This window comes from Lysinibacillus sp. FSL P2-0066 (assembly GCF_037969495.1).
Taxonomy (GTDB): Bacteria; Bacillota; Bacilli; order Bacillales_A; family Planococcaceae; genus Lysinibacillus; species Lysinibacillus boronitolerans.
In genome coordinates, this window is record NZ_CP150202.1 from 2,183,336 (window position 1) to 2,204,372 (window position 21,037).

Below are 21,037 nucleotides of genomic sequence, written 5' to 3' on the forward strand. Positions count from 1 at the left end.
CGCACAAATGGCAGTCATTAAAATCGAGCATTTAAGTAAATCATTTGGACGTAACCAAGTGTTAAAAGATGTGAATTTCCAAGTGGAAAAAGGGGAGGTAGTTTGTTTAATTGGCTCCTCTGGCTCTGGTAAATCCACATTGCTTCGTTGCATAAATTTATTAGAAACGCCAAGTGGCGGTCAAATTATTTATAAAGGGGAAGACATCCTAGATGAAAAGCACAATATTCAAGAATATCGCACACATTTAGGCATGGTGTTCCAGCAGTTCAATTTATTTAACAACCACAATGTCATAAGTAATTGCACGGTGGGCCAAATCAAAGTGTTAAAACGTTCGAAAAAAGAAGCAGAAGAAACGGCGCTTAAATACTTGAAAATCGTTGGCATGGATCAATATGTGAATGCCAAGCCCCGTCAACTCTCAGGCGGACAAAAGCAGCGTGTGGCCATCGCTCGTGCCTTATCAATGAATCCTGATGTAATGCTATTCGATGAGCCAACATCCGCATTAGACCCAGAAATGGTGGGTGAGGTATTAAAGGTAATGCGTCAGCTAGCAAACGAGGGCAATACGATGCTCATCGTGACACATGAGATGGAATTTGCCAAAGAAGTAGCAGATCGTGTTGTCTTTATGGATAAAGGTGTAATTGTGGAAGAAGGCCCTCCAGCACAAGTATTAGTCAATCCACAACATGAACGTACGAAGGAATTTTTAAAGCGTACATTAAAATAAGCACAAAAAAGTGAGTCCAACCTGTTGGACTCACTTATTTTCTAGAATTCCATTCTGCATAAAGTACAAAGCAGATTGCGAATGCTACAGCAATGATAAAAAACCATTGCGGTACACCACCAAAACTCATCATAACACCTCAAATTTTCATTTTTTTTGGATAGAATAGGTATAGTATTTCTTTTTTCTCCACAAAAGACCAAAAATATTATAAAATAAGCAATAGACATTAGCTTTTGCTAGTAAAGAGAGGTAGAGAGAATATGTTACATTTAAAATGGAAAGATGCGCCAACATTACGAACGGTTACTTGCAAACATACAAATGCATCGAAATACTTAGTATCAAACGTGTTAACAGTAGGCAAAGAATATGAAGTGAAAAACGAAACAGAAGAGTTCATTTTTATTATCGACAACACAGGAAATGTCGGCGGCTATTATAAAGATTATTTTGAATAAATAAAAACAGGGTGGTTCAGAGCATTTGCTGAGCCACCCATTTTTTTTAATCCCGCTGATAGCCTTGAGCACCCGCTACATCTTGCAGCTGTTGTTTCTCTTGTTCGGTTGCTGTATGCAGTGCAAAGACATCCTTAATCGCTGTTTGTAATTCTCGCTGTGTTTCTTTAAATTTCGAAACTTGCTGTTCAAACGTAGGACTTGAGAAGCGATCATGGGCCCTTGATAATCGTTCTTCTAAACGTGCATAATGATGATCCATATGCATGGACAGCATCATCGCCAGTTGATTTTTCCAGAGCGGAATTAAGGTAACGATAGAAAATTCAATTTTTTCAGCTAACGTTTGATTGGCCTGCTGAATCATACGGATTTGAGGAGCTGTTTGGAGCGCGACTTGCTGTGATACTTGTAAATCATAAATACGTTGATCCAGTCTTTCAATTTGAGCAGCAAAGTCATTTAATTGCTGGATCGCAAGTGGCTGTTTGCTTGCTTGGACACTCGTTATTTGTGCAGGTAGCTCTACCTCAATGGCTTGCTGCTTCTTCATTTGTCCTGCGGCAATGGCAGTTGCCAATTCCTCAAAAAATCCTCGATTATGGGCATAAAGCGCCTCTAGGTTTTCAACATCCTTTATCAGCTGGAGCTGTGCACGTTCCAGCTGTACACCAATACGCTCCACCTGTATACTAATACGTTCAAATTCTGTTAGTGTTTGCTTTACAGTAGGCTCGGTTTTGCCAAAGATTTTTTTGAAAAAGGTTTGCTTCTTTGGTTCCAAGGCTGTCGGATCTACTCGATCTAACGTCTGCATTAAAGAATCAAGCATTTGGCCAATTTTTGTAACGTCCTTTTGTTTTACTTGAGCAAGCATGCGGTCGGCAAATTGAGACAGAGCTCGCTGTGAATCTTGCCCAAGGGACAGCAATGATTCAAAATCAGTCAAATCAATTTGACTGGCATATAGTAATGCACGACTTTGTGCAAGAGGCGATAGCGTTTCATAAGTCGCCATCGCCTCGTTTTGTGGAGTTGTTTCTAAATAGGATTGGACTAGTGGAGAAAGCCCTGGTATGGTATTTAGTTGAAATGCGTGTTCGTTTGCTGTCATTTATCATCGCCTCGCCAGTCCAATTGTTCTCTACGTCTAAGATTGGAACGATTTGCGAATTCAATCTCCATTTGCAGATGATCGATATCATTAGCAAGCGCATCCTTTAAATCAATTTGAATTGTATCATTCAAATCTGTTAGGGTTTCACGTGTTTTTGATAAGGTCAATTGAATTTCCTTATCCTTCACAGGCTGCTTTGAAAGCATCGTATATTTATCCGTTAATTCCACAGCAGAAGGTAAGTGTGCATAGAAAAATGGTTCCACATTATAAAATTTACGTGGGTCTGTCTTGACGATTTTGACGATATTTTTGGAGATACGTGTCATTTCAAGTAGTTGTTTAAAAGCAGAAACAGAACGTACACGTAAATAGTTTTGACTCAATGTTTGAATATGCTTATTAGCTGTTAATACTTGTGTTTCAATATGTTTGAATTCTTCTTTTGTGATGCCTGCTATTTGCATGACTTTCTTTTTTTGTCTATGTTTCAGCAACGCTGTACTCGTCGCATAGGAACCCGCAAACAGTAAACCACCAAGGAAGAATCCAGGATTTGCCGCAATTGCTGCGATAGAAACAGTCGTGAGCGAAATAAGAAAGCTGGCACTATGTCTAGAGAAAAACTGTCCGACACTAAGCATTGTTTCATCCTCCTTGCTTTTCAATATGTCTATCTTCTTATACGAAATAATCGACATAAAGTTTCATTGAAAATTAATCCCTTACATAAATTTTACTGCTATTTGTGAACTTTCTCAATGATAATACATAGAATAAGTGAGTTGTTTCGATGAATAAGTCGGTTTTGTAATCCTAAGGAGCCATTTTGGCATCTGAATGAGCGATTTTTTGCAATTCGGTCTTTGCATAGAGGAGCGCAATTTGATTCAAGATCGCTTCTGCCTCAGAGCGAGCGGTTAAATGAAATCCATAAGCTAATAAATGGAATTTTAGAGGCCTTGTATGAAACTTTTTCCAAATGAATTCGTAATTGATACAAAGGGGGATATAGGATGACGAAAATTTTTCTGGTGTCTATTACTAAAAATATCGATGAACAAGTAAGTGAGCAGAAAGTGAAAGAAAAAGTCTTTGAGAAAAAATCAAAAGTAAAAGCCTATTTAAACAAAGAAGGGTATATGAAGGAATCTAAAAATCAATATGTGAAAATCACTGATGAATCGATATTAGTTGCTGCAATTCAAAAAATAAAAATCAAAAAATGATGATGAGGTCATGTTCTTAAGAGCATGACTTTTTTATGATTTTAAAAGCCATTTAACCCTAACAAAAAAGCCAGACATTAAACAATGTCTGACTCCATACGTATATAGCCTTTTAAATCATCGTATAATTCTAAAGAAAATGAATTGGAATCGGCTTGGGGGCTAACGCCTTTTTGGACAAAAAGAAGAAATTCATTGAGTGCCTTTTCTGAGCCCTCCACTTCCACTTCAATTTGTTCAGCGTCATTCAATCGACAGTATCCTTTTAACCCTAATTCAATAGCTTTTTGCTTGATGAAGAAACGGTAGCCTGTGCCGTAGACATCACCAAAAAATTTTATACTTGCTCGTTTGTTCAAGGGAATACCTCCTACTTCATGAGGGAGAGGGGCGAACCTCCCCATTATTGCATGACACGTTCTTTTTCTAAATAGGCAATTAAGTTATTAATGTGATAGAGTACATGCTTGGATGCCTCATCGACCTCTTTTAGATGAACATCAGCTTGCTCGATATGACCCGCTTTATGGGCTTCAGCCGCAAGCTTCGCTGATTCATGGACGCGCAAATGATAGCCATCTAATTCATGATAGTCCTGTAAATGACCGAAACGTTCGACTGTCCGAGGTGCTGTGTACCATTTGCCAAGTCGACAGTCTCGATGAGAAGAAACATCGCTTGGATCAACGTTTTCTAGACCAAGGAACATGTTATAAATGCGCCATTTCCATAAGATATGATCCGCCTTCGATAATTGTAAAAGGGCAATAGATGAAAGCTGTACATTATTGTTTGCAATAAGATCATTACGGAAGCGGTTAATTTCTTTCCCTAATAAATGAATATCGCTGGAAGTATTATGACTATAATCACGAATATCTTCCTGCAAGCTTGAAATTTGGATCATTCTTGCTGAGACTTCATCAATCGCGGCTGCTTGTTCCTGGGAAATGGCAGCTGTATTTGTGACATCTAAATTAATACCCTCAATCGCTTGAACAATGGCATTTAATAATGGTAACGAATCTTTTGCTTCTACGGTTGCTTCTTTAATAATAGCTGTTGTATCTGTAATCGAGTTAGATACATCGTTGGAATAACTCTTTAAATGATGAACATTGGCAGAAACTTCACTTAGCGCAGATACCGTGTTTTCAGCAAGCTTTCGTACTTCCTGTGCAACGACCGCAAAGCCTTTTCCATGCTCACCTGCACGCGCTGCTTCAATGGAGGCATTAAGCGCGAGTAGGTTGGTTTGATCGGCGATTTGGTTGATCAATGTGACAACTTGCTCAATATCATTTACCCGTTTTTGCAGTTCTGAAAATGAGTCTACAATGGAAGTAAAGGTTTCTTCTGTTTTAAAAATCTCCGACAAAGCATGCTCAATTGCGTTTTTACCTTTCGTAGCATGGTCAACAGATTCAGTTGTTTTCTCGGATATATGGGAAGACATGCGTGCAACCTCATTGATAGAGGCAGCGATCTGTTCTGTTGCAGCAGTAGAGGATTGAATCTCCTCATTTTGCTTATCTAGGCTAAAAACTAAATCCTTCATGTACATAATTTTGGCATTGACATCCATTAAAGAGGATACTTCTCCCACCACATTTTCAATAATGCGCTCTGTCAACACTTCCACTAATAATTCTTGATCAACATTGACAGCGGATTGGAATGATTTCATATATTGAAATGCTTTATTCGGCTTGATTCCAAAATTATATAAAATATATGTAGTAATATAGAAGGCAAATTGGTTGAAGACAACAATTAATTTACCTGGCTCATATTGATGCTTGCGAAATAGATTGAAAAATTTGACAGTTTCGTCTACATAATGATCATCACGAGTTGCTAAGAAAAACTGCGTTAAGTATTGATTAATATTTTCTTCACTAATGATTAATTGAGAGGTAGGGGAAATCTCGCTTAAATAATGATGAAAAATGGCATTCATGGAAGGGGTAATATCTTTGAGCTTTTGATAGAGTGCCTTTAAGTGCTCCTCATCTTGTGAATTGAAATGATTGAATGCCAGTGTTTGGTAAAATCGGCCTGTTGCATGTAAATCTGTACCACGTTTTAGTAGTTCTTCTAGCTCTGCTTTAGGTCGAATACTTGAAAACATAAAAAAACCTCCAAAAAGTATGTATAATAAGGTAATAATAGCATAATTCAGGTGGTTTTAATAGACATTTCAGTTGTGTTTGCTAAAATGAAACTATCTTATGACAGCAAGGAATGGGCAAATATGTATACAATTATTTACATGAAAGCAGACTATGAGCCTTGGTGGAAATTTGAAGGCTGGGAAGCTTATATTCAAACAGAGGATACATTTGACACGAAGGAGCTCTTTGAACGTGCATTACAGCAAAAATTAGCGCATTTTCGTTCCTCTTACGATAATGAGGCAACGAAAGAGGAGCAATATTGGGCTTTTTGGTCTGAGGATGAAAGCTTTTATTGTGAGGCTTGCGATGATGATGCACAAGTATATCATGGAATAATTGCGTGTAAAATAGAAGAGAAGTAAAATAATTTTGAAAAAAAGTAAAAAAGATTTTTTCTTTATTTGACAAAATTATGAATGGCAGTTATACTTGAGTTAACAATTTAATTGCTTCACCGGAAACATGAATTCACATATTACAAAAAGTGATCGCGTTAGTTCGGTACTCTTTGTAATATGTGAATTTTTTTCAATCGCTGAAGAAATTACATATTGTTCACTTTTATTTTTTGGAGGTTTTCTTAAATGAAACAAGGTACAGTAAAATGGTTTAACTCAGAAAAAGGTTTTGGATTTATCGAAGTTGAAGGTGAAAACGACGTATTCGTACACTTCTCAGCTATCCAAGGCGAAGGTTTCAAAACTCTTGACGAAGGTCAAAAAGTGGAATTCGAAGTTGTAGATGGCAACCGCGGACCACAAGCTGCTAACGTAACTAAACTTTAATTCTCAGTAATTAAAATTACTTCGTTAAACCCAAGACATCCTATGCAAATAGGATGTCTTTTTTGTATCATTTGTAAGTTTAAGGATTACAAATCCTATTTTAGGTTAAATATATAGTAGTGGCGGATAGACTTGCAAAAGTGAAGGATAGCATTGCCAAAGTAGCGGATAGCGCTATAAAAGTAGCAGATAGCCATACGAAAGTAATGGATAGCTACACAAAAGTAGCAGCTAACCCCATAAAATGAAGATTAGTACCGCCAAAATACCGCATCACTTGTAATGAAGGAGGCAGATGAATGTGAATAATGAAGAAAAATTACCTGATGAACAGGAGCAGCAAGATTTTTATCAGAAACTACGTACAAAATTAGTAGCGTTTCTTGGATCGAAAAAGGGAAAAAGTAATAAGTTTACACCATATTTAATGTTTGTGCCTGATTTATTTCATTTATTAATTAAAACCGTAACCGATGCGGGTGTGGATAAGAAGAGTCGTGCATTAATTGGGGCATCCATTGCGTATTTTGTATTGCCAATGGATTTAATGCCAGAAGGACTGCTAGGCTTTGGTGGCTATTTAGATGATGTTGTACTAGCAACTTTTGTAATAAATACGATTATTAATAAGTTGGGCCCAGATGTAGTGGAAAAGCATTGGACAGGGGATGACAAGCTCTTACATGTGCTACAAAAGGTAGCAGAAGTGAGTGATGAGGTTGTCAGTAAAATTCCTGTAAAATCGCCAATTGCTCAGTTTGTTAAGCAAGAAAGTAAAGACAAATAATATTATTATGTAAACTTAAGATACCCCAAAAAAAGAACCTGTCATCAGCAGGTTCTTTTTTATTGCTTCTCTAATAAATTACGGAGCTGTTGTACAGGTACAAATAGGCCAACGCGACCAATGGGCTCATATTTCATCGTGGCAAAGATAATCCCAATGACCTCACCATGTTGATCGATTACAGGGCTACCACTATTGCCACGATAAACAGGAGCTTTTAGCATCCTAACTGGCTCCTGCCAATCTTCTAATTGAATGGATTCTAGCAAGGTTCCTTCATTAGCAATGCCGGTGAATGCAAGTGGATTTCCAATAAAATAGACATGTTCATTAACCGTGTAAGGTGGATCTTCTGCAAGAGGTAGATAGGGCAGTTGCTCGGCTTGCACCTGGACGAAGGCTAAATCTACAGCTGGATAGCTCTCGATTAATGTTGCCTCCATCAATCCCTCATCAGGAAAGACGACTGATAATGTTGTGGCATGTTCTACTACATGGGCGTTGGTGACAATCAGACCATCTGGTGAGATGGCAAATCCAGTGCCTTTACTGGAGCCTGTTGAAATTTCTACGACTGCCTTTTTATAGGTTTGTATCTCTTCTTGTGCAGAGAGCCGCGTTGAAACCTTGATAAATTCAAGCGCAGGTATGGAGTAGATTTGAAAAATGAGGGCAAAGGTATTGAAAAACAGCACCAGGGCCATACCCCACACAATCCAGCGTACAAGAGGCTTTTGTTTTTTGGGCTTTTTTCCATGAATGCGTTCTTCTCTCGCTTGTGCCAATGCTTTTTGCTGTTCCTCAAGTACAAGTTCAATAAATTCTTCTTCCGTTAATTCATCTTGCTTTGGTGTTGCATTATGTATATCACTCATTGATTGGCCCCCTTTGCTAAAAAACAGACGCCCAAGCAGGACGCCTGTTTTCTTTCAATTATTCTATTTTTTGCAAGGTTGATGTCACAACAAATGGCTCATCTTGCTCTGTTTCCATCCTATCCTCTTTTCGAATTAGACCAATGTTCTTTGCAAAATATTTGGTTGTGGTCATTTGTTCTTCAGAGCGACTTAGCTGGATGACATCTCGATAGACCGTTGTACCAGTATCAACAGTAGCAGAAGTTGATTCAATGGTCCAACCTTGAAAGCTTGTCCCGACTTGCAATGGCTTTTGAAGTATGGTTTCCATTACAGGATAAGAAGCTGCCTCAGCTGTACTTGGCATGCTTGGATTACTGTCAACAGGTTCTCGATAGACAAGATCAATACTTGTATCCGTTATGCGATAGATTTTTAATAGTGTCACTCCACCATTATCCTCTATTTGTACGATATGCTGTGTATCGAGATAGGTAGTTTTTAGTGTGAAGCTGGCAAATTCATTTCCTTCCCCTTGAAAAGAAGCAACAGATCCATCAGGTGGAAAATAGGAGAGAAGTGACGTGTGATCTTGTTCTACTGTTTGCTTGTCCTCCACAGCCGGAGTTGGTGATGGCACCGACCCTTCCTGGACTTCTTCACGACAGCCAGCAAGTAAAAATGCTACAGAAAGTACTAGAACAGGGTATCTCATAGGCAAACTCCTTCGCTATTTTCTTTTATTATACGTGAACGAGAAGTGTTATACGAATGAAATGAGATATTAATGCAATAATATTATTATGTAAACTAAATAATAGAAACTTGTAACAGCATGGAAAATTATCTATGATAGAATTGAAATTAAAAAATGGGGGGCAAAGACATGTATAGACAAGTAGATGATTTCTTACAAGAATGGTCCAATGCATCAAACGGAACACTGCAGGTATTACAGGCTTTAACAGATGATAAGCTAGATCAAAGTATTGTAGAGGGTCACAGTACACTTGGCTGGTTAGGCTGGCATTTAGTTGGAGCAGCAGGTTATTTTAGCTATCTTGCAGGTTTAAAGGTGCCGTCGATTCGTCAAGAAGATCCTGTGCCAACGACTGCGGCTGAGATCGTGACAGCCTATGAAAACGTAGCAAGAGGTATTAAAGAGGAAGTGGCTAAGCTTGCTAATGAAGATTTATTAGAGGTTGTAAATGGCTTTACTGCGCCAATGCCAAAAGGGGCTATATTACGTGTATTAATCGATCATCAAACACATCATCGTGGACAAATGACGGTTCTGCTACGTCAAGCAGGTTTACCAGTACCTGGCGTGATGGGGCCAACAAAGGAAATGCAATAATCACGTGAGCGGCGGATAAATAGTTTATCTGCTGCATTTTTTTAAATTGACACTTACCTACTAGTAAGTTAGTATAAAGCCATGACAAATAGAAAAATGGAAATTATAGAGTTAACATTGAAGAATATTCAGGAAAAAGGATTCACATCATTTAGTTATGAGCATTTAGCAAAGGAGCTTGGCGTCACGAAGGCCAGTATTCACTATCATTTCGAGAAGAAGGGAGATTTAGGGATTGCTGTTTGCGAAAGAATTCAACAAGGGTTAGAGAGAACTTTTACATTGATAAAGGAGTCCACTATGCCAGCTGAGGAAAAGCCGTTTGCCTTTATTATGCAACGCATAAAATTTCTTGAGCAAGATGGCATTTGTCCTATCTCAGCGTTGCAGGCAGATTATCAAGAATTACCGCAACCAATGCAAGATAAGCTTCAGCAGCTTAGTCAAATGGAAATCGATGTCTTTGTTGAGCTATTGAAAGAAGCAAAACAACAGGGCGCACTCCAAGCTACTAATGATTTGGAGGCTCTCGCTATATTACTTATTTCGAGTACGAAAGGGGCATTACAATATAAACGTGTTGTAGGAGAAGCATTCTTTTTAAAGATGCTGGAGCAATTAAAGGAACTGTTAAAGTAAGACATGAAACGAAAAGGAGCGATGTGCATGGTACGAAGAGTCGTTGTGACTGGCTATGGTGTTGTTTCCCCGTTAGGTAATTCGGTATCAGCCTTATGGGAGAATATTAAAGCAGGAAAATCAGGGATTCAAAAAATTCAAGGGGAGGCATTCAGCGGCATTCATACGCAAATTGCTGGGACGAGTACGGATTTCGATGCAACGCAGTATATGGATAAAAAAGAAATCAGTAAGTACGATCTTTTTGTGCAATATGCTGTTGCCGCTGCCCAACAAGCTCTGACACAAGCCAATTTAAATATGGAGCAGGTAGATAAGGAGCGTTTAGGCGTTTACATTGGCTCTGGCATTGGGGGCATTGAAACGATTTTAGAAAATCATCAAGCGATGCTCAATCAAGGGCCTAGGAAGGTGTCACCATTTATGGTGCCAATGATGATAAGCAATATGGCTGCAGGAATACTAGCAATTAAAACGGGCTTTAAAGGACCAAGCTTTTCACCTGTTTCAGCCTGTGCGACAGGAAACCAAGCGATTGGAGAAGCTTTCTTAGCGATTCGACATGGCTATGCGGATGGCATTTTAGCTGGCGGAGCGGAGGCACCGATCAATCCACTTAGCTTTGCAGGATTCTCACGCATGAAAGCCATGTCCACTAGAAATGATGAGCCAACAAAGGCCAGTCGACCATTCGATAGCGAGCGCGATGGCTTTGTCATGTCTGAAGGAGCTGGCATCGTATTCCTAGAGGAGTATGAACACGCCAAACAAAGGGGCGCTACAATTCTCGGTGAGATTGTTGGCTATGGTGTGACAACAGATGCTTATCATATTACAGCACCTGATTTTACAGGTGCCGCCAATGCCATGAAGCTGGCATTAAAAATGGCAGCTATCGATCGGGTAGCTATCGATTATATCAATGCACATGGTACAAGCACACCAGAGGGAGATAAATCTGAAACGAAGGCGATTAAATACGTTTTTGGTGACCATGCCTATCAACTAAAGGTCAGCTCCACAAAGTCAATGACAGGACATCTATTTGGCGCGGCTGGTGGAATTGAAGCCATTATTACATTGAAAAGTATAATGGATGGCATTATTCCACCAACAATCAATTATGAAACACCAGATCCCGAGTGTGATTTAAACTATGTTCCTAATGAGGTGCTTCATCAAGACGTTAACTTTGCGCTATCCAATGGGTTTGGCTTTGGTGGTCATAATGCTGTGCTAGCATTTAAAAAATTTGAGGAATAAGGCATTCGCTATTAGATAAAAAGAGTGGTATGAATTTGATTGTTCATACCATTTTTTTACGCTTGTTCTATCAACTTGAAAAGAGAAGAAGGAACATAAGCTATGGCAAGTCAATAAGTTTTCTTTATGACAAATGGCTAGAAATTCGTATTATAACTTATATTTAGAGTATGGTAAATTCAAAGGAAAAAGGGGGATGGATAATGCGAATCTTTGATGCACATTTTCATATCATTGACTTTAATTTTCCGATTATCGAAAATCAAGGATATACACCACCAAGCTATATAGTAGCGGATTATCAAAAGGATACAGTGAATCTTCAGATAGCGGGAGGCGCCATTGTATCAGGATCTTTTCAAGGATTTGACCAAGCCTATCTTTTAAAAGCATTGAAACAACTGGGTCCCACGTTTTGTGGGGTAACGCAATTACCTAATACGGTCACGGATGATGAAATTGTGCATTTACATAACAATGGGGTACGGGCATTACGCTTTAATATAAAACGAGGTGGCTCAGAGGATTTATCACAGCTAGATACCTTTGCACGACGGGTTTATGATTTGGTGGGCTGGCATAGTGAATTATATATCGATGCGAAGGAATTACCCGAGATAGCCTCGACAATTGAAGCATTACCAGCCATCTCCATCGATCATTTAGGGCTGTCGGAAGAAGGGCTACCACATCTATTAAAGCTTGTTGATAAGGGTATACGTGTCAAGGCGACTGGCTTTGGTCGTGTAGAGCTAGATGTGCAGCATGCGTTACAAGCGATTTATCATGTTAATCCAGATGCGCTTATGTTTGGAACAGATTTGCCATCCACAAGAGCCAAACGACCTTTTAACAATGCGGATGTTGAATTGATTCAACAGCTTTTTGATCAACAGGCTGCTGATAAAATCCTCTATGAGAATGCGCTACAATGGTATTTCCAACGTTGAATAGGAGAAAAGAATCCATTTTGACATCAAAATGGATTCTTTTTTGATTGTGACGGTACTAAGCATTTCGATAGTTGGCAAACATAATTTCCTTATAATACTGGTCTAATTGAGGCATACCCAGCTCTTTTGCGATCATTAGCTCAGCCTCACGGTCATATGCTACTCTAATAAATTGGATGGCATTATTGGACTGTGTTCCATCTAGGATGGCATAGGAAGCGGAAGTTAAGTCAAGTGAATTACCAACACTCCCAACATTACAAAGAATTCCTTGTTTATATGTATGTAAAAAAGTTGTATGGATATCACCATAGAACACAATATCAGGTTGTTTCTTGTAATGGATTGAATTGGTTACTGCATTATTCTCAAACATAGATAAACGCTTTTCAAGTGGATGACTCGGTAAGATACGTTCAAACTCGCTTCTTGGGGATGCATGGAAAAATCTAATAAGCTGGTCATTTAATTCAAGATCAATATGAAAGGGTAATGACCCGAGATACTGATAGTCTTTTGTTGTTAATCGATCTTTAAACCATTGTAGAAAATCATTGTCAGTAGGGGATTGAATAAATACATCCCAATTGCCTCGAACGACTTGCTCACAATTCTGTTGGATGAGCTCTATACATGCAGATCCTTGAGGACCCTTGCCAATTAAATCACCTAAACAAAAAATTCTGTCAATTTTTCTTAAACGAATGTCTGCTAACACGGCCTCTAATGCCGTTTTATTTCCATGAATATCTGATATAATGGCAATTTTTTTCACAACGTTTCCCCCTCATCAATGCTATACTCTATCATTCTATAAAAATCCTTTAATACCTTTATAAACCATATAAACGCAAAAGACAAAAAAATCCTCTACCACTGTTGGTAGAGGATTTTTGTAAAGCTTAGCTTAAGCCTTGGCTATCTTTCCACTCTAAGAATTCATCATATGTTAATTGCTTATCTAAAATAGTACCGTCTTCACGGATTTCGATGACACGGTTAGCAATTGTTTGGATGAATTGATGGTCATGAGATGTGAAAATCATTGCGCCTTTGAAACGAATTAAGCCTTCGTTCAATGCTTGAATAGATTCAAGGTCAAGGTGGTTCGTTGGCTCATCTAATAAAATAACGTTTGCTGTTGCAAGCATCATTTTTGATAGCATACAACGTACCTTTTCGCCCCCTGATAGAACAGCAGGGGATTTCTTCACTTCTTCACCAGAGAACAGCATACGTCCTAGGAAACCACGTAGGAAGCTTTCTGTTTCATCGTCTGGAGAATATTGGCGTAGCCATTCTACTAATGTTTTTTCAGAACCTTCGAAGTACTTGTCATGATCGTTTTCGAAGTAGCTTTGAGATGTCGTTACACCCCATTTAAATGTGCCAGCATCTGCTTCTTTTTCTTCCATTAAAATATCTAGAAGTGCTGTTTTCGCCATTGGGCTACCAAGTAAAACAATTTTATCTTCTTTGTTCATCGAGAAGCGAATGTCCTTGAATAGTGTTTCGCCTTCATGACTTGCCGTTAGGCCGTCTACTGTTAGGACATCGTTACCGATTTCACGGCCGATTTGGAAGTTGATGAATGGATATTTACGGCTTGATGGCTTAATATCATCCAGCTCAATTTTATCCAGCATTTTTTTACGAGATGTTGCTTGCTTTGATTTAGAAGCATTCGCAGAGAAACGTGCGATGAACGCCTGTAGTTCTTTAATTTTCTCTTCTTTTTTCGCATTTTGGTCTTGTGCCATTTTTTGCGCTAATTGAGAAGACTCATACCAGAAATCATAGTTCCCTACATATAATTGGATTTTAGAGAAGTCCAAATCCGCAATATGTGTACATACTTTGTTTAAGAAGTGACGGTCATGGGATACAACAATAACTGTATTCTCAAAGTTAATCAGGAACTCTTCCAGCCATTGAATTGCCTTTAAGTCAAGGTGGTTGGTAGGCTCATCGAGTAATAGCACATCAGGCTGACCAAAAAGGGCCTGTGCAAGTAATACTTTAACTTTGTCAGAACCTTCAAGATCGCCCATTAGCATGTAATGAAGATCATCTGAGATACCTAAACCGTTCAATAGTGTAGCTGCTTCTGAATCAGCTTCCCAACCGTTTAGCTCTGCAAATTCACCTTCTAACTCTGCAGCACGCATGCCATCCTCATCTGAGAAGTCTTCCTTTGCATAGATAGCGTCTTTTTCTGTTTTCACGTCATAAAGGCGTTTATTCCCCATAATAACTGTGTCGAGCACTGTATGCTCATCGTATTCGAAGTGGTTTTGTTTCAGAACAGATAAACGTTCGTCCTTACCCATCGATACATTGCCTTCTTGCGCTTCAATTTCACCAGAAAGGATTTTTAAAAATGTTGATTTACCAGCACCATTTGCCCCAATTAAACCGTAGCAATTGCCTGGTGTGAATTTTATATTTACGTCTTCAAATAGTTTACGATCGCCATAGCGAAGACCTACATTACTAACTTGAATCATGCAAGTTCCTCCTTTTTTCACAATGGCTCTAGTATAGCATGAAATATGTTCCATAGTCTATAAACATTATTAAATCAAGGTTTGGCGTCGGTGAAAGAAGGATGCTTAAGCGAAACAAGAGAGTTGAGGGTGAAATTGGAAAAATATGAACGGTTATTATGTGTGTATTTAATCGTTTGTAGGGAGAAAAACAGGTAAGTAAATAAAATAAATTTATCCCTAATTTATTACCTTTTAATTTTCCACAAAGGGGAGATGTCTCATGCCTAGAAAAGTAAAGGAATTGAGAATGGATGATGTTGTTTTTAAGCCAAATTTAAAACCCTCATTATCTGAAAAGAAGGATACCATTCAAAAGACTGATTCTATTTTAATTGAACAAGCCATCGAAATAGTAAATCAACAAATGAAATTACAAGGACTAAGACACAAAACTTTGCTTGTATACAATCACACTATGCAGAAATACGTTGAGTTTTTAAATCTTAAAACAGTAGATGATATCAATAAAGAAGGATTCATGGATTGGTTAGAATCACTTAATCATTTAGATAAAGTAACTCAAGCAAACAGATTTAGATTTGTATCGGCAGTTTTAACAAGGTTTTATGATAATGGTTGGATTAAAGGTAATAAATTTTGGAAGGACATTAAAATTAAAGTTGATAAAAAAGTCAAACAAGCAGCACAAGAAAAGGAATTAGAGATTTTGTTATCAGTAATTGATGCAACCAACTTCATAGGTTTTAGGGATTTGGTTGTTGTGCTTTTACTTTATAGAACAGGGATCAGAATAAATACCTTGGCAAGTTTAAAAGAAGAGCATATTCATTTTAGTGAAAAAATGCTAGTGCTTTCGGGAGATATAATGAAGAATCACAGGGTTTTAAAGTTACCACTGGATGATGAATTGTTAGCATTATTAAAAAGATTAATTCAACAAAATGAAGAAGTACGAAAACGTTACAAAGAGAAGAATGACTACGTGTTTATCACGAAATCAGGAAAATCAACTTTAAATTCCTATGCTCATAATAACGCAATATCTAAACGCCTTTATCATTACGCTAAAAAATATGGTCTTAAATCGGTAAAACCACACAATATTCGAAGAACTTATGCAACGAATTTAAATCGAAAAGGGGTAAATATAGCGGTTATAAGTAAGGCTTTGGGGCATAGTTCCTTAGTAGTTACTGAACGTTATTTAGAAGTAAATGTTGATGAAGTAGCGGATACTTTACGTAAATATTTATGATTTTAAGCAAAATAAAAAGAGGGGAAGTGTTCCAGCACTAACCCCTCCATACTCATTTAGCAGCAGCCAATACAACTAAATATGAGCGATTATATGCCTTCATTTTACTTCAAAAAAAGTTAAAATGCAAAGGTCTAGTTTCCTATTCTCAAAAATAGGTTCGTTCCGTCTTGGTTGCCCACTAACAGGACGTTAAACAAAACTGGACAGGTTTGTCGTACCATTGCACAAAAACGACTATATCACAGCAAAACTCTTTTCTTGTTCAGGGTGTGATGAATTGGTGAGAGCCACCATAAAGGGCTAGGGGGATTACGGGCATGTTACGGCATGGGTAATCACATTCACGCTATATTTAATTGCAAATAGCACATACAGGACTGTAATTGTATGAGGATGTGACAGATGAAAATCTGCTACAGAATAAGACGATTAGAAACCTCAGACACGACATGACGGTGTAATTGGTAGTTACTTTATGTCTAACTTACTTTTAATAGTTTGCTAGATATAAGGTAACTACTTTGCGAATATTTCCTAGAGCAGCAGCCATTCTGGTGTAATGGGGTTCAGTTGTCAAGCGTTAAATAATATTGATAGCAATTAAATATACTAGAGTTATAGAGTAACTAGATAAATTGTATGGAGAGAATATATGACGTCTTAAATCAATTGGAATTAATTAAATATGAGATGCTTGAAAATTGGGGGTTGTCAAAAGCAAAAAGTAGAATGTCCAAAAGCAGACACACCTCTTGACACTTACTCTCCCTAGTGTTACAAGAGTCGATGACAATTGGTATATATGATAGAGAAAAAATCTAAGCATCTATAATGGTATTTATCACAGTGGATAGACTACCTAATTAGAAACTTATTTATCACAATGAATACAAGTTAGGAAAATAGAAACACTACAAACCATTGATACACCAACAATGTAGTCATATTTGAAAGAGTATGATGTGCTACAAACAGCGTCATATCAACGTTTGTTAGCGTTTTTCAAGAATTGTCTACAAAGGAAGAAAAAACTGTCATTTTTGCATAAAAATTGCGGTAAAAGTATCCATGAACGTTGATATGATAATGTTTTCAAAGTTCCGTATAGGAAGGATATGTGTATATTCAGAAGCGTAGCGCAATCCTTACTCTCCCAATGGTTACAAGCGTCGATAACATTTCGTATATATGATAGAGAAGAAAAATAAGCATGTTTTGCGTGCTAGAACAGAATAGCGTATTTATCACAGTGGATAAAGAAAAGAAATATGTCCAAGTTTAGAAACTCTCTTAACTATTGATATATCAACAACATGTTCAAATTTGAATGAGTATTAAGTGTTATAAATAGCGCCACATCAACGTTTGTGAGTGTTTTTCAAAAATATTCGTTAAAGGAATAAAAATAAATAAACTTTACCGTTTTAGAAACGCCACGAACCCTTGGTACATCAACATTCTTCTAAAATTTCATTTTCATGAAACCATTATAGATAGCGTCCTATCAACGTTCATAGACGTTTTTAGAGAATGTTCTCTAAAGGAATAAAAAACGTCATTTTTGCATGAAAACCTTCGCAAAAGTATCTATAAACGTTGATATAACAATATTCTTAGTGTCACCTATAGGAAGAATGCGACAAGTTAAGTGTGAAGTAGTTGTATGGTATTTATCACAGTGGATACAAGTTGGACATATGTCAAAAGAAAAATATATTAAATATAATATGAAAAGAAAATAACCACCGTTGCACATACACCTCTAGACTTACTCTCCCAACAGTTTATAAGGTATCTAGTCTAAATACATATATGATAGAAAGAATAATAAAGCGTACACTAAAGCACTTAATCAATACGATTGAGTGTTTTTATTATGCTTTAGTTGTCTAGTGCCATTTAGTATTTCCTTTGTTGAGGGTAGATTAATTTCTACTCTCTATTTTTTTTAGCAAATATTTAACCTAGGTTAAATAATTCCAATTGATTTAAGAAGGTTTAATAGTTAGATGACAAATACTATTAGATTGTATTTTAAACGTCTATATTAATACGCTACGTACTTAAAAGTACAGGGTATTTATATATAAAAAATAACAGAAAGTAGGTAATTTAATGCCAGAGGAACAAACAAAAGTAATTGAGCAAGTTGCGGAAGTCGAAAAAGTAGATGCTCAAAAAAGAGCAGAAGTTGAAAAACTGGAGGAAACAGAATCCCTCGAAGAACGAGTTGCTAAGATGCAAGAAGAAAATCAGAAGTTGCAAGAACAACTAGAAGAACAGCAAGTCCAAGCAGAAAAGAATAATCTTATTGCAAGTTTAAATGCTGAGGGATTGAGTCAGTTTGTTGGTTTGTTTGATTTAACAACTACAGATGATAAAGTAGCGTTTCTTAAAAATGCAGTAAATCAAATTTTAGTAGCCAATGCATACCAACCTAAGCAACAAGCCAAGCAAGAGGCATACGAGCAAGCCATTAATGATGGTGATGTTAACGGTGCAATCAAATTTAAATTAAGTAAATTTTTCGGTAAGTGAGGGTGCGAATAATTTTTCGTATCCTTTTTTAATACAAAAAAACTATAACAAACAGAAAGTAGGAATTTAATAATGATTACAAGTCAAAACGGTTTCACAGCAACAGAGTCAATTTCACTATCTCAGGAGTTAGCATTACTAGGGGTACAAGATTGTCCTCTGTCCTCTTTATTGCTTTCAAAAGGTGTCGAAGCAGCAATGTCAACTGTCTACACATGGAAGGAAAAATCACTTGCTACAGATGGTGAAACAGATGCTATCGAAGGTGCTGATACTGTTACTTTCCAACAATCTGATAAACGTGAATTAAGTAATATTCTACAAATTTTCAAACGTGCTGTAAGCGTGAGTGGAAGTGCTGAAGCAATGCAATCAACTAAATTTAATGAAGAGATTGCAGACCGCCTATTAGAATTAAAAATGAAACTAGAGTCAGTATTGATTAATGGTCTTAAAAAGGATGGTTCTAAAACACCCTTCATTAGAAACATGAGCGGTTTGATTGAGATGGCAGATAATACTAATGCTAAATCAAATACAGATGTAGAAGCGTTAATTAAAGACGGTATGCGTCAACTTTGGAATAACAAATTAACAGGTGGAACATATTACGCTTTTGTTAATGCAGATGTAAAAGACAAAATTGACGGTATCTACAAGGACAAATATTCCTATCAGCATAAAGAGACGAATTTCGGCTTATTAGTCGAAACGATCAATACTAACTACGGTATTGTCAACGTTGTATTAAGTCGTGATATTCCTGCTGATAAAATTGTTTTATTTAATGACTCATACGTGAATATGGCAGCGTTACGTCCTGTAACGTTTACACCATTAGCAAAAACAGGTGATAATACGAAAGGTCATGTTCTAGGTGAGTATACTCTGAAGGTAGGTAGCCCTAAAGCAGTAGCAGTTTTAACAGTTACGGAATAGTACATAGTTTACAAGGAGGATTCCCCTTAATTGGGGTGTCCTCTTTTTTATTAATTTGAGGATATATAGGGGGAGCAATAAGGATGTCAAAGGATGATTTATATGTAATGCGTAAACGTAAAAAAATTAAATTAAAAGATTTATCAGCGCATATGGGTATTAGTATCAGTTTACTAAGTCGATACGAGAATAATTTATACAACTTTACAGAACGTAACCAAAAAATGTATGAGGACTACATTATTAACGAATAAGTGATAAAACAAAAAATTAAACGAAAGTGAGTTGAAAAGGTTGGTTATTAATTTAAACTACTTCTCCTTGATTCCGCTCTAATTATTTTTAATAGGATTATATGATTAAAAATGATAAAAGTTAAAAAAACAATCAATAAATTGTTAATTTAATTGCAATGTATATTGTATCTAATACTAGATATACGTTGCTTTGAGGATATAAGGAGGAGATTTAATTATGATGAAACAAGAAGTAGAGGTGGTTGTTATTAATGCAATCGCTAATGAATGGAAAAAAATATTAAGGATATGTTCCCACAATGGAGTAAAGAAAAACAAGAAGGTCATATGCTAATGGGTACTGATGATTTAGATTCTCAAGGTGGTATTTCATTACTAAATCAAGTATTTGGGTATGAGCAAAATGGATATGTAACTAGAGATGGAATTTATGTGATTGATACAGAGCATAGAAATCATATTGGTGTAGATTTAGCAATGATACATAACAGAAAGACTTATGATAATCATGTAACAATGTTAAATAAGGATAGTTTTGTAAATCCTAATAGTGCTAATGTAAATGCGATTATGAAGATCAATCAAAAGGACAATTACACTCAAAAATGTGCATTCTCAACAATGTTGCAGATTTATAGTTTATTTGATATTCCACTACCTAAAACGGATGAAGGTAAGATGTTCTTACTGTCAATTGATAGTAGCCACCTAGGACATTACGCTCCAGCATTCAAACGTATACATAATGAATGGTTGGAAAAGTTAGATTTAACTGAATTAATAGACATACTTAATAAATATTCAAAAGCAGAAATCTCAAACATGCGTAAAGGTGAGAAATTAACTTTTGAAAACAATATACTTACATACAATAAAGAATATAAAGATTGGGCAGAAAAGCACCTAGGTTATGAAATTATCCTTCCAAAAGGTGAATTTACTCAAGTTGTAGAGTTTAAACAGGAATATGACCCAAGTATAACTTTAAAATTAGACATTACACATGATAAAAATGTATTTTCGTGTGCAATGACTACTGGAAAACATGTTTCATATTCAAGAATTAAAAAAATAATTAAACCTGCAGCATCTTAATTTAGTGCTACACTGTCAGATTGAATAAAATACTATTATTATAAGAATAGAAAATGTAAACAAGAAATGGAGAAAT

At 36.8% G+C, this 21,037-nt stretch carries 24 protein-coding genes; 16 read left to right on the forward strand and 8 right to left on the reverse strand.

All coding sequences use genetic code 11. From position 1 onward, the window contains the following. Nucleotides 1-7 precede the first annotated feature (7 nt). The gene (locus tag MKZ14_RS10790) at nucleotides 8-739 is read left to right on the forward strand and encodes an amino acid ABC transporter ATP-binding protein (RefSeq protein WP_004230107.1); all 732 of its coding nucleotides are present in this window, start codon (nucleotides 8-10) and stop codon (nucleotides 737-739) included. A gap of 263 nt (nucleotides 740-1,002) precedes the next feature. Next, nucleotides 1,003-1,200, forward strand: a complete 198-nt coding sequence (locus tag MKZ14_RS10795) for a DUF6501 family protein (RefSeq protein ID WP_016994029.1) — start codon at nucleotides 1,003-1,005, stop codon at nucleotides 1,198-1,200. Between the two features lie 46 nt (nucleotides 1,201-1,246). Here MKZ14_RS10795 and MKZ14_RS10800 read toward each other — a convergent pair whose 3' ends face one another. Then, complete coding sequence (locus MKZ14_RS10800; RefSeq protein WP_036078996.1) at nucleotides 1,247-2,314, reverse strand: toxic anion resistance protein; 1,068 nt, start codon at nucleotides 2,312-2,314, stop codon at nucleotides 1,247-1,249. Beyond that, complete coding sequence (locus tag MKZ14_RS10805; RefSeq protein ID WP_004230101.1) at nucleotides 2,311-2,961, reverse strand: 5-bromo-4-chloroindolyl phosphate hydrolysis family protein; 651 nt, start codon at nucleotides 2,959-2,961, stop codon at nucleotides 2,311-2,313. The genes MKZ14_RS10800 and MKZ14_RS10805 overlap by 4 nt, the downstream gene beginning before the upstream one ends. A 372-nt stretch (nucleotides 2,962-3,333) precedes the next feature. On the opposite strand from MKZ14_RS10805, the gene MKZ14_RS10810 reads away from it, so the two are divergent. After that, nucleotides 3,334-3,546, forward strand: coding sequence for a hypothetical protein (locus MKZ14_RS10810; protein WP_036078997.1), 213 nt, complete (start codon nucleotides 3,334-3,336; stop codon nucleotides 3,544-3,546). A gap of 77 nt (nucleotides 3,547-3,623) precedes the next feature. On the opposite strand, the gene MKZ14_RS10815 is transcribed toward MKZ14_RS10810, so the two are convergent. Further along, nucleotides 3,624-3,905 (reverse strand): acylphosphatase, encoded by a 282-nt coding sequence (locus tag MKZ14_RS10815; protein WP_016994023.1) that lies wholly within the window; start codon nucleotides 3,903-3,905, stop codon nucleotides 3,624-3,626. A gap of 44 nt (nucleotides 3,906-3,949) precedes the next feature. Continuing rightward, a complete protein-coding gene (locus tag MKZ14_RS10820; protein WP_333004100.1) occupies nucleotides 3,950-5,677 on the reverse strand; it encodes a globin-coupled sensor protein in 1,728 nt (575 codons plus the stop codon). Nucleotides 5,678-5,800: 123 nt separating this feature from the next. On the opposite strand from MKZ14_RS10820, the gene MKZ14_RS10825 reads away from it, so the two are divergent. The 4 genes from MKZ14_RS10825 (at nucleotide 5,801) to MKZ14_RS10840 (ending at nucleotide 7,295) form a co-directional block, all read left to right on the forward strand. After that, nucleotides 5,801-6,085 (forward strand): DUF1033 family protein, encoded by a 285-nt coding sequence (locus MKZ14_RS10825; protein WP_208644731.1) that lies wholly within the window; start codon nucleotides 5,801-5,803, stop codon nucleotides 6,083-6,085. Nucleotides 6,086-6,307: 222 nt separating this feature from the next. Further along, nucleotides 6,308-6,508, forward strand: a complete 201-nt coding sequence (locus MKZ14_RS10830) for a cold-shock protein (RefSeq protein ID WP_004230088.1) — start codon at nucleotides 6,308-6,310, stop codon at nucleotides 6,506-6,508. A 119-nt stretch (nucleotides 6,509-6,627) separates the two neighbouring features. After that, the gene (locus MKZ14_RS10835) at nucleotides 6,628-6,756 is read left to right on the forward strand and encodes a hypothetical protein (RefSeq protein WP_339280938.1); all 129 of its coding nucleotides are present in this window, start codon (nucleotides 6,628-6,630) and stop codon (nucleotides 6,754-6,756) included. 47 nt (nucleotides 6,757-6,803) lie between these two features. Further along, entirely contained in the window at nucleotides 6,804-7,295 is a 492-nt protein-coding gene (locus MKZ14_RS10840) for a DUF1232 domain-containing protein (RefSeq protein WP_036079005.1), read from the forward strand. A 59-nt stretch (nucleotides 7,296-7,354) separates the two neighbouring features. Here MKZ14_RS10840 and MKZ14_RS10845 read toward each other — a convergent pair whose 3' ends face one another. Further along, nucleotides 7,355-8,170 (reverse strand): serine protease, encoded by an 816-nt coding sequence (locus MKZ14_RS10845; RefSeq protein ID WP_339280939.1) that lies wholly within the window; start codon nucleotides 8,168-8,170, stop codon nucleotides 7,355-7,357. A gap of 58 nt (nucleotides 8,171-8,228) precedes the next feature. Beyond that, nucleotides 8,229-8,867: a hypothetical protein gene (locus MKZ14_RS10850; protein WP_339280940.1), complete on the reverse strand. Its 639-nt coding sequence runs from the start codon at nucleotides 8,865-8,867 to the stop codon at nucleotides 8,229-8,231. A 171-nt stretch (nucleotides 8,868-9,038) separates the two neighbouring features. Between MKZ14_RS10850 and MKZ14_RS10855 the strand changes: the two genes are divergently transcribed. The 4 genes from MKZ14_RS10855 to MKZ14_RS10870 all read left to right on the forward strand — a co-directional run bounded on the left by MKZ14_RS10855 (nucleotide 9,039) and on the right by MKZ14_RS10870 (nucleotide 12,361). Next, nucleotides 9,039-9,509 carry a DinB family protein gene (locus MKZ14_RS10855; RefSeq protein ID WP_312124388.1) on the forward strand — a complete coding sequence of 157 codons (471 nt, stop codon included), beginning with the start codon at nucleotides 9,039-9,041 and terminating at the stop codon, nucleotides 9,507-9,509. Nucleotides 9,510-9,590: 81 nt separating this feature from the next. Further along, nucleotides 9,591-10,148, forward strand: a complete 558-nt coding sequence (locus MKZ14_RS10860) for a TetR/AcrR family transcriptional regulator (RefSeq protein ID WP_339280941.1) — start codon at nucleotides 9,591-9,593, stop codon at nucleotides 10,146-10,148. 27 nt (nucleotides 10,149-10,175) lie between these two features. Beyond that, a complete protein-coding gene (gene fabF, locus MKZ14_RS10865; protein ID WP_339280942.1) occupies nucleotides 10,176-11,411 on the forward strand; it encodes a beta-ketoacyl-ACP synthase II in 1,236 nt (411 codons plus the stop codon). 203 nt (nucleotides 11,412-11,614) lie between these two features. After that, the gene (locus MKZ14_RS10870) at nucleotides 11,615-12,361 is read left to right on the forward strand and encodes an amidohydrolase family protein (protein ID WP_036079015.1); all 747 of its coding nucleotides are present in this window, start codon (nucleotides 11,615-11,617) and stop codon (nucleotides 12,359-12,361) included. A gap of 58 nt (nucleotides 12,362-12,419) precedes the next feature. On the opposite strand, the gene MKZ14_RS10875 is transcribed toward MKZ14_RS10870, so the two are convergent. Further along, the gene (locus MKZ14_RS10875; RefSeq protein ID WP_036079017.1) at nucleotides 12,420-13,139 is read right to left on the reverse strand and encodes a metallophosphoesterase family protein; all 720 of its coding nucleotides are present in this window, start codon (nucleotides 13,137-13,139) and stop codon (nucleotides 12,420-12,422) included. 127 nt (nucleotides 13,140-13,266) lie between these two features. Further along, complete coding sequence (locus MKZ14_RS10880) at nucleotides 13,267-14,871, reverse strand: ATP-binding cassette domain-containing protein (RefSeq protein WP_036079018.1); 1,605 nt, start codon at nucleotides 14,869-14,871, stop codon at nucleotides 13,267-13,269. Between the two features lie 262 nt (nucleotides 14,872-15,133). Here MKZ14_RS10880 and MKZ14_RS10885 point away from each other — a divergent pair, with 262 nt between their 5' ends. From MKZ14_RS10885 to MKZ14_RS10905, 5 genes are all read left to right on the forward strand, one after another. Continuing rightward, nucleotides 15,134-16,129 carry a tyrosine-type recombinase/integrase gene (locus MKZ14_RS10885; protein ID WP_339280943.1) on the forward strand — a complete coding sequence of 332 codons (996 nt, stop codon included), beginning with the start codon at nucleotides 15,134-15,136 and terminating at the stop codon, nucleotides 16,127-16,129. Nucleotides 16,130-18,247: 2,118 nt separating this feature from the next. Next, nucleotides 18,248-18,670: a hypothetical protein gene (locus tag MKZ14_RS10890; protein WP_339280944.1), complete on the forward strand. Its 423-nt coding sequence runs from the start codon at nucleotides 18,248-18,250 to the stop codon at nucleotides 18,668-18,670. A gap of 72 nt (nucleotides 18,671-18,742) precedes the next feature. Further along, nucleotides 18,743-19,609 carry a DUF5309 family protein gene (locus MKZ14_RS10895; RefSeq protein ID WP_339280945.1) on the forward strand — a complete coding sequence of 289 codons (867 nt, stop codon included), beginning with the start codon at nucleotides 18,743-18,745 and terminating at the stop codon, nucleotides 19,607-19,609. An 83-nt stretch (nucleotides 19,610-19,692) separates the two neighbouring features. Beyond that, nucleotides 19,693-19,863: a helix-turn-helix transcriptional regulator gene (locus tag MKZ14_RS10900; RefSeq protein WP_339280946.1), complete on the forward strand. Its 171-nt coding sequence runs from the start codon at nucleotides 19,693-19,695 to the stop codon at nucleotides 19,861-19,863. Between the two features lie 336 nt (nucleotides 19,864-20,199). Beyond that, nucleotides 20,200-20,961, forward strand: coding sequence for a hypothetical protein (locus MKZ14_RS10905; RefSeq protein WP_339280947.1), 762 nt, complete (start codon nucleotides 20,200-20,202; stop codon nucleotides 20,959-20,961). Nucleotides 20,962-21,037: the final 76 nt, after the last annotated feature.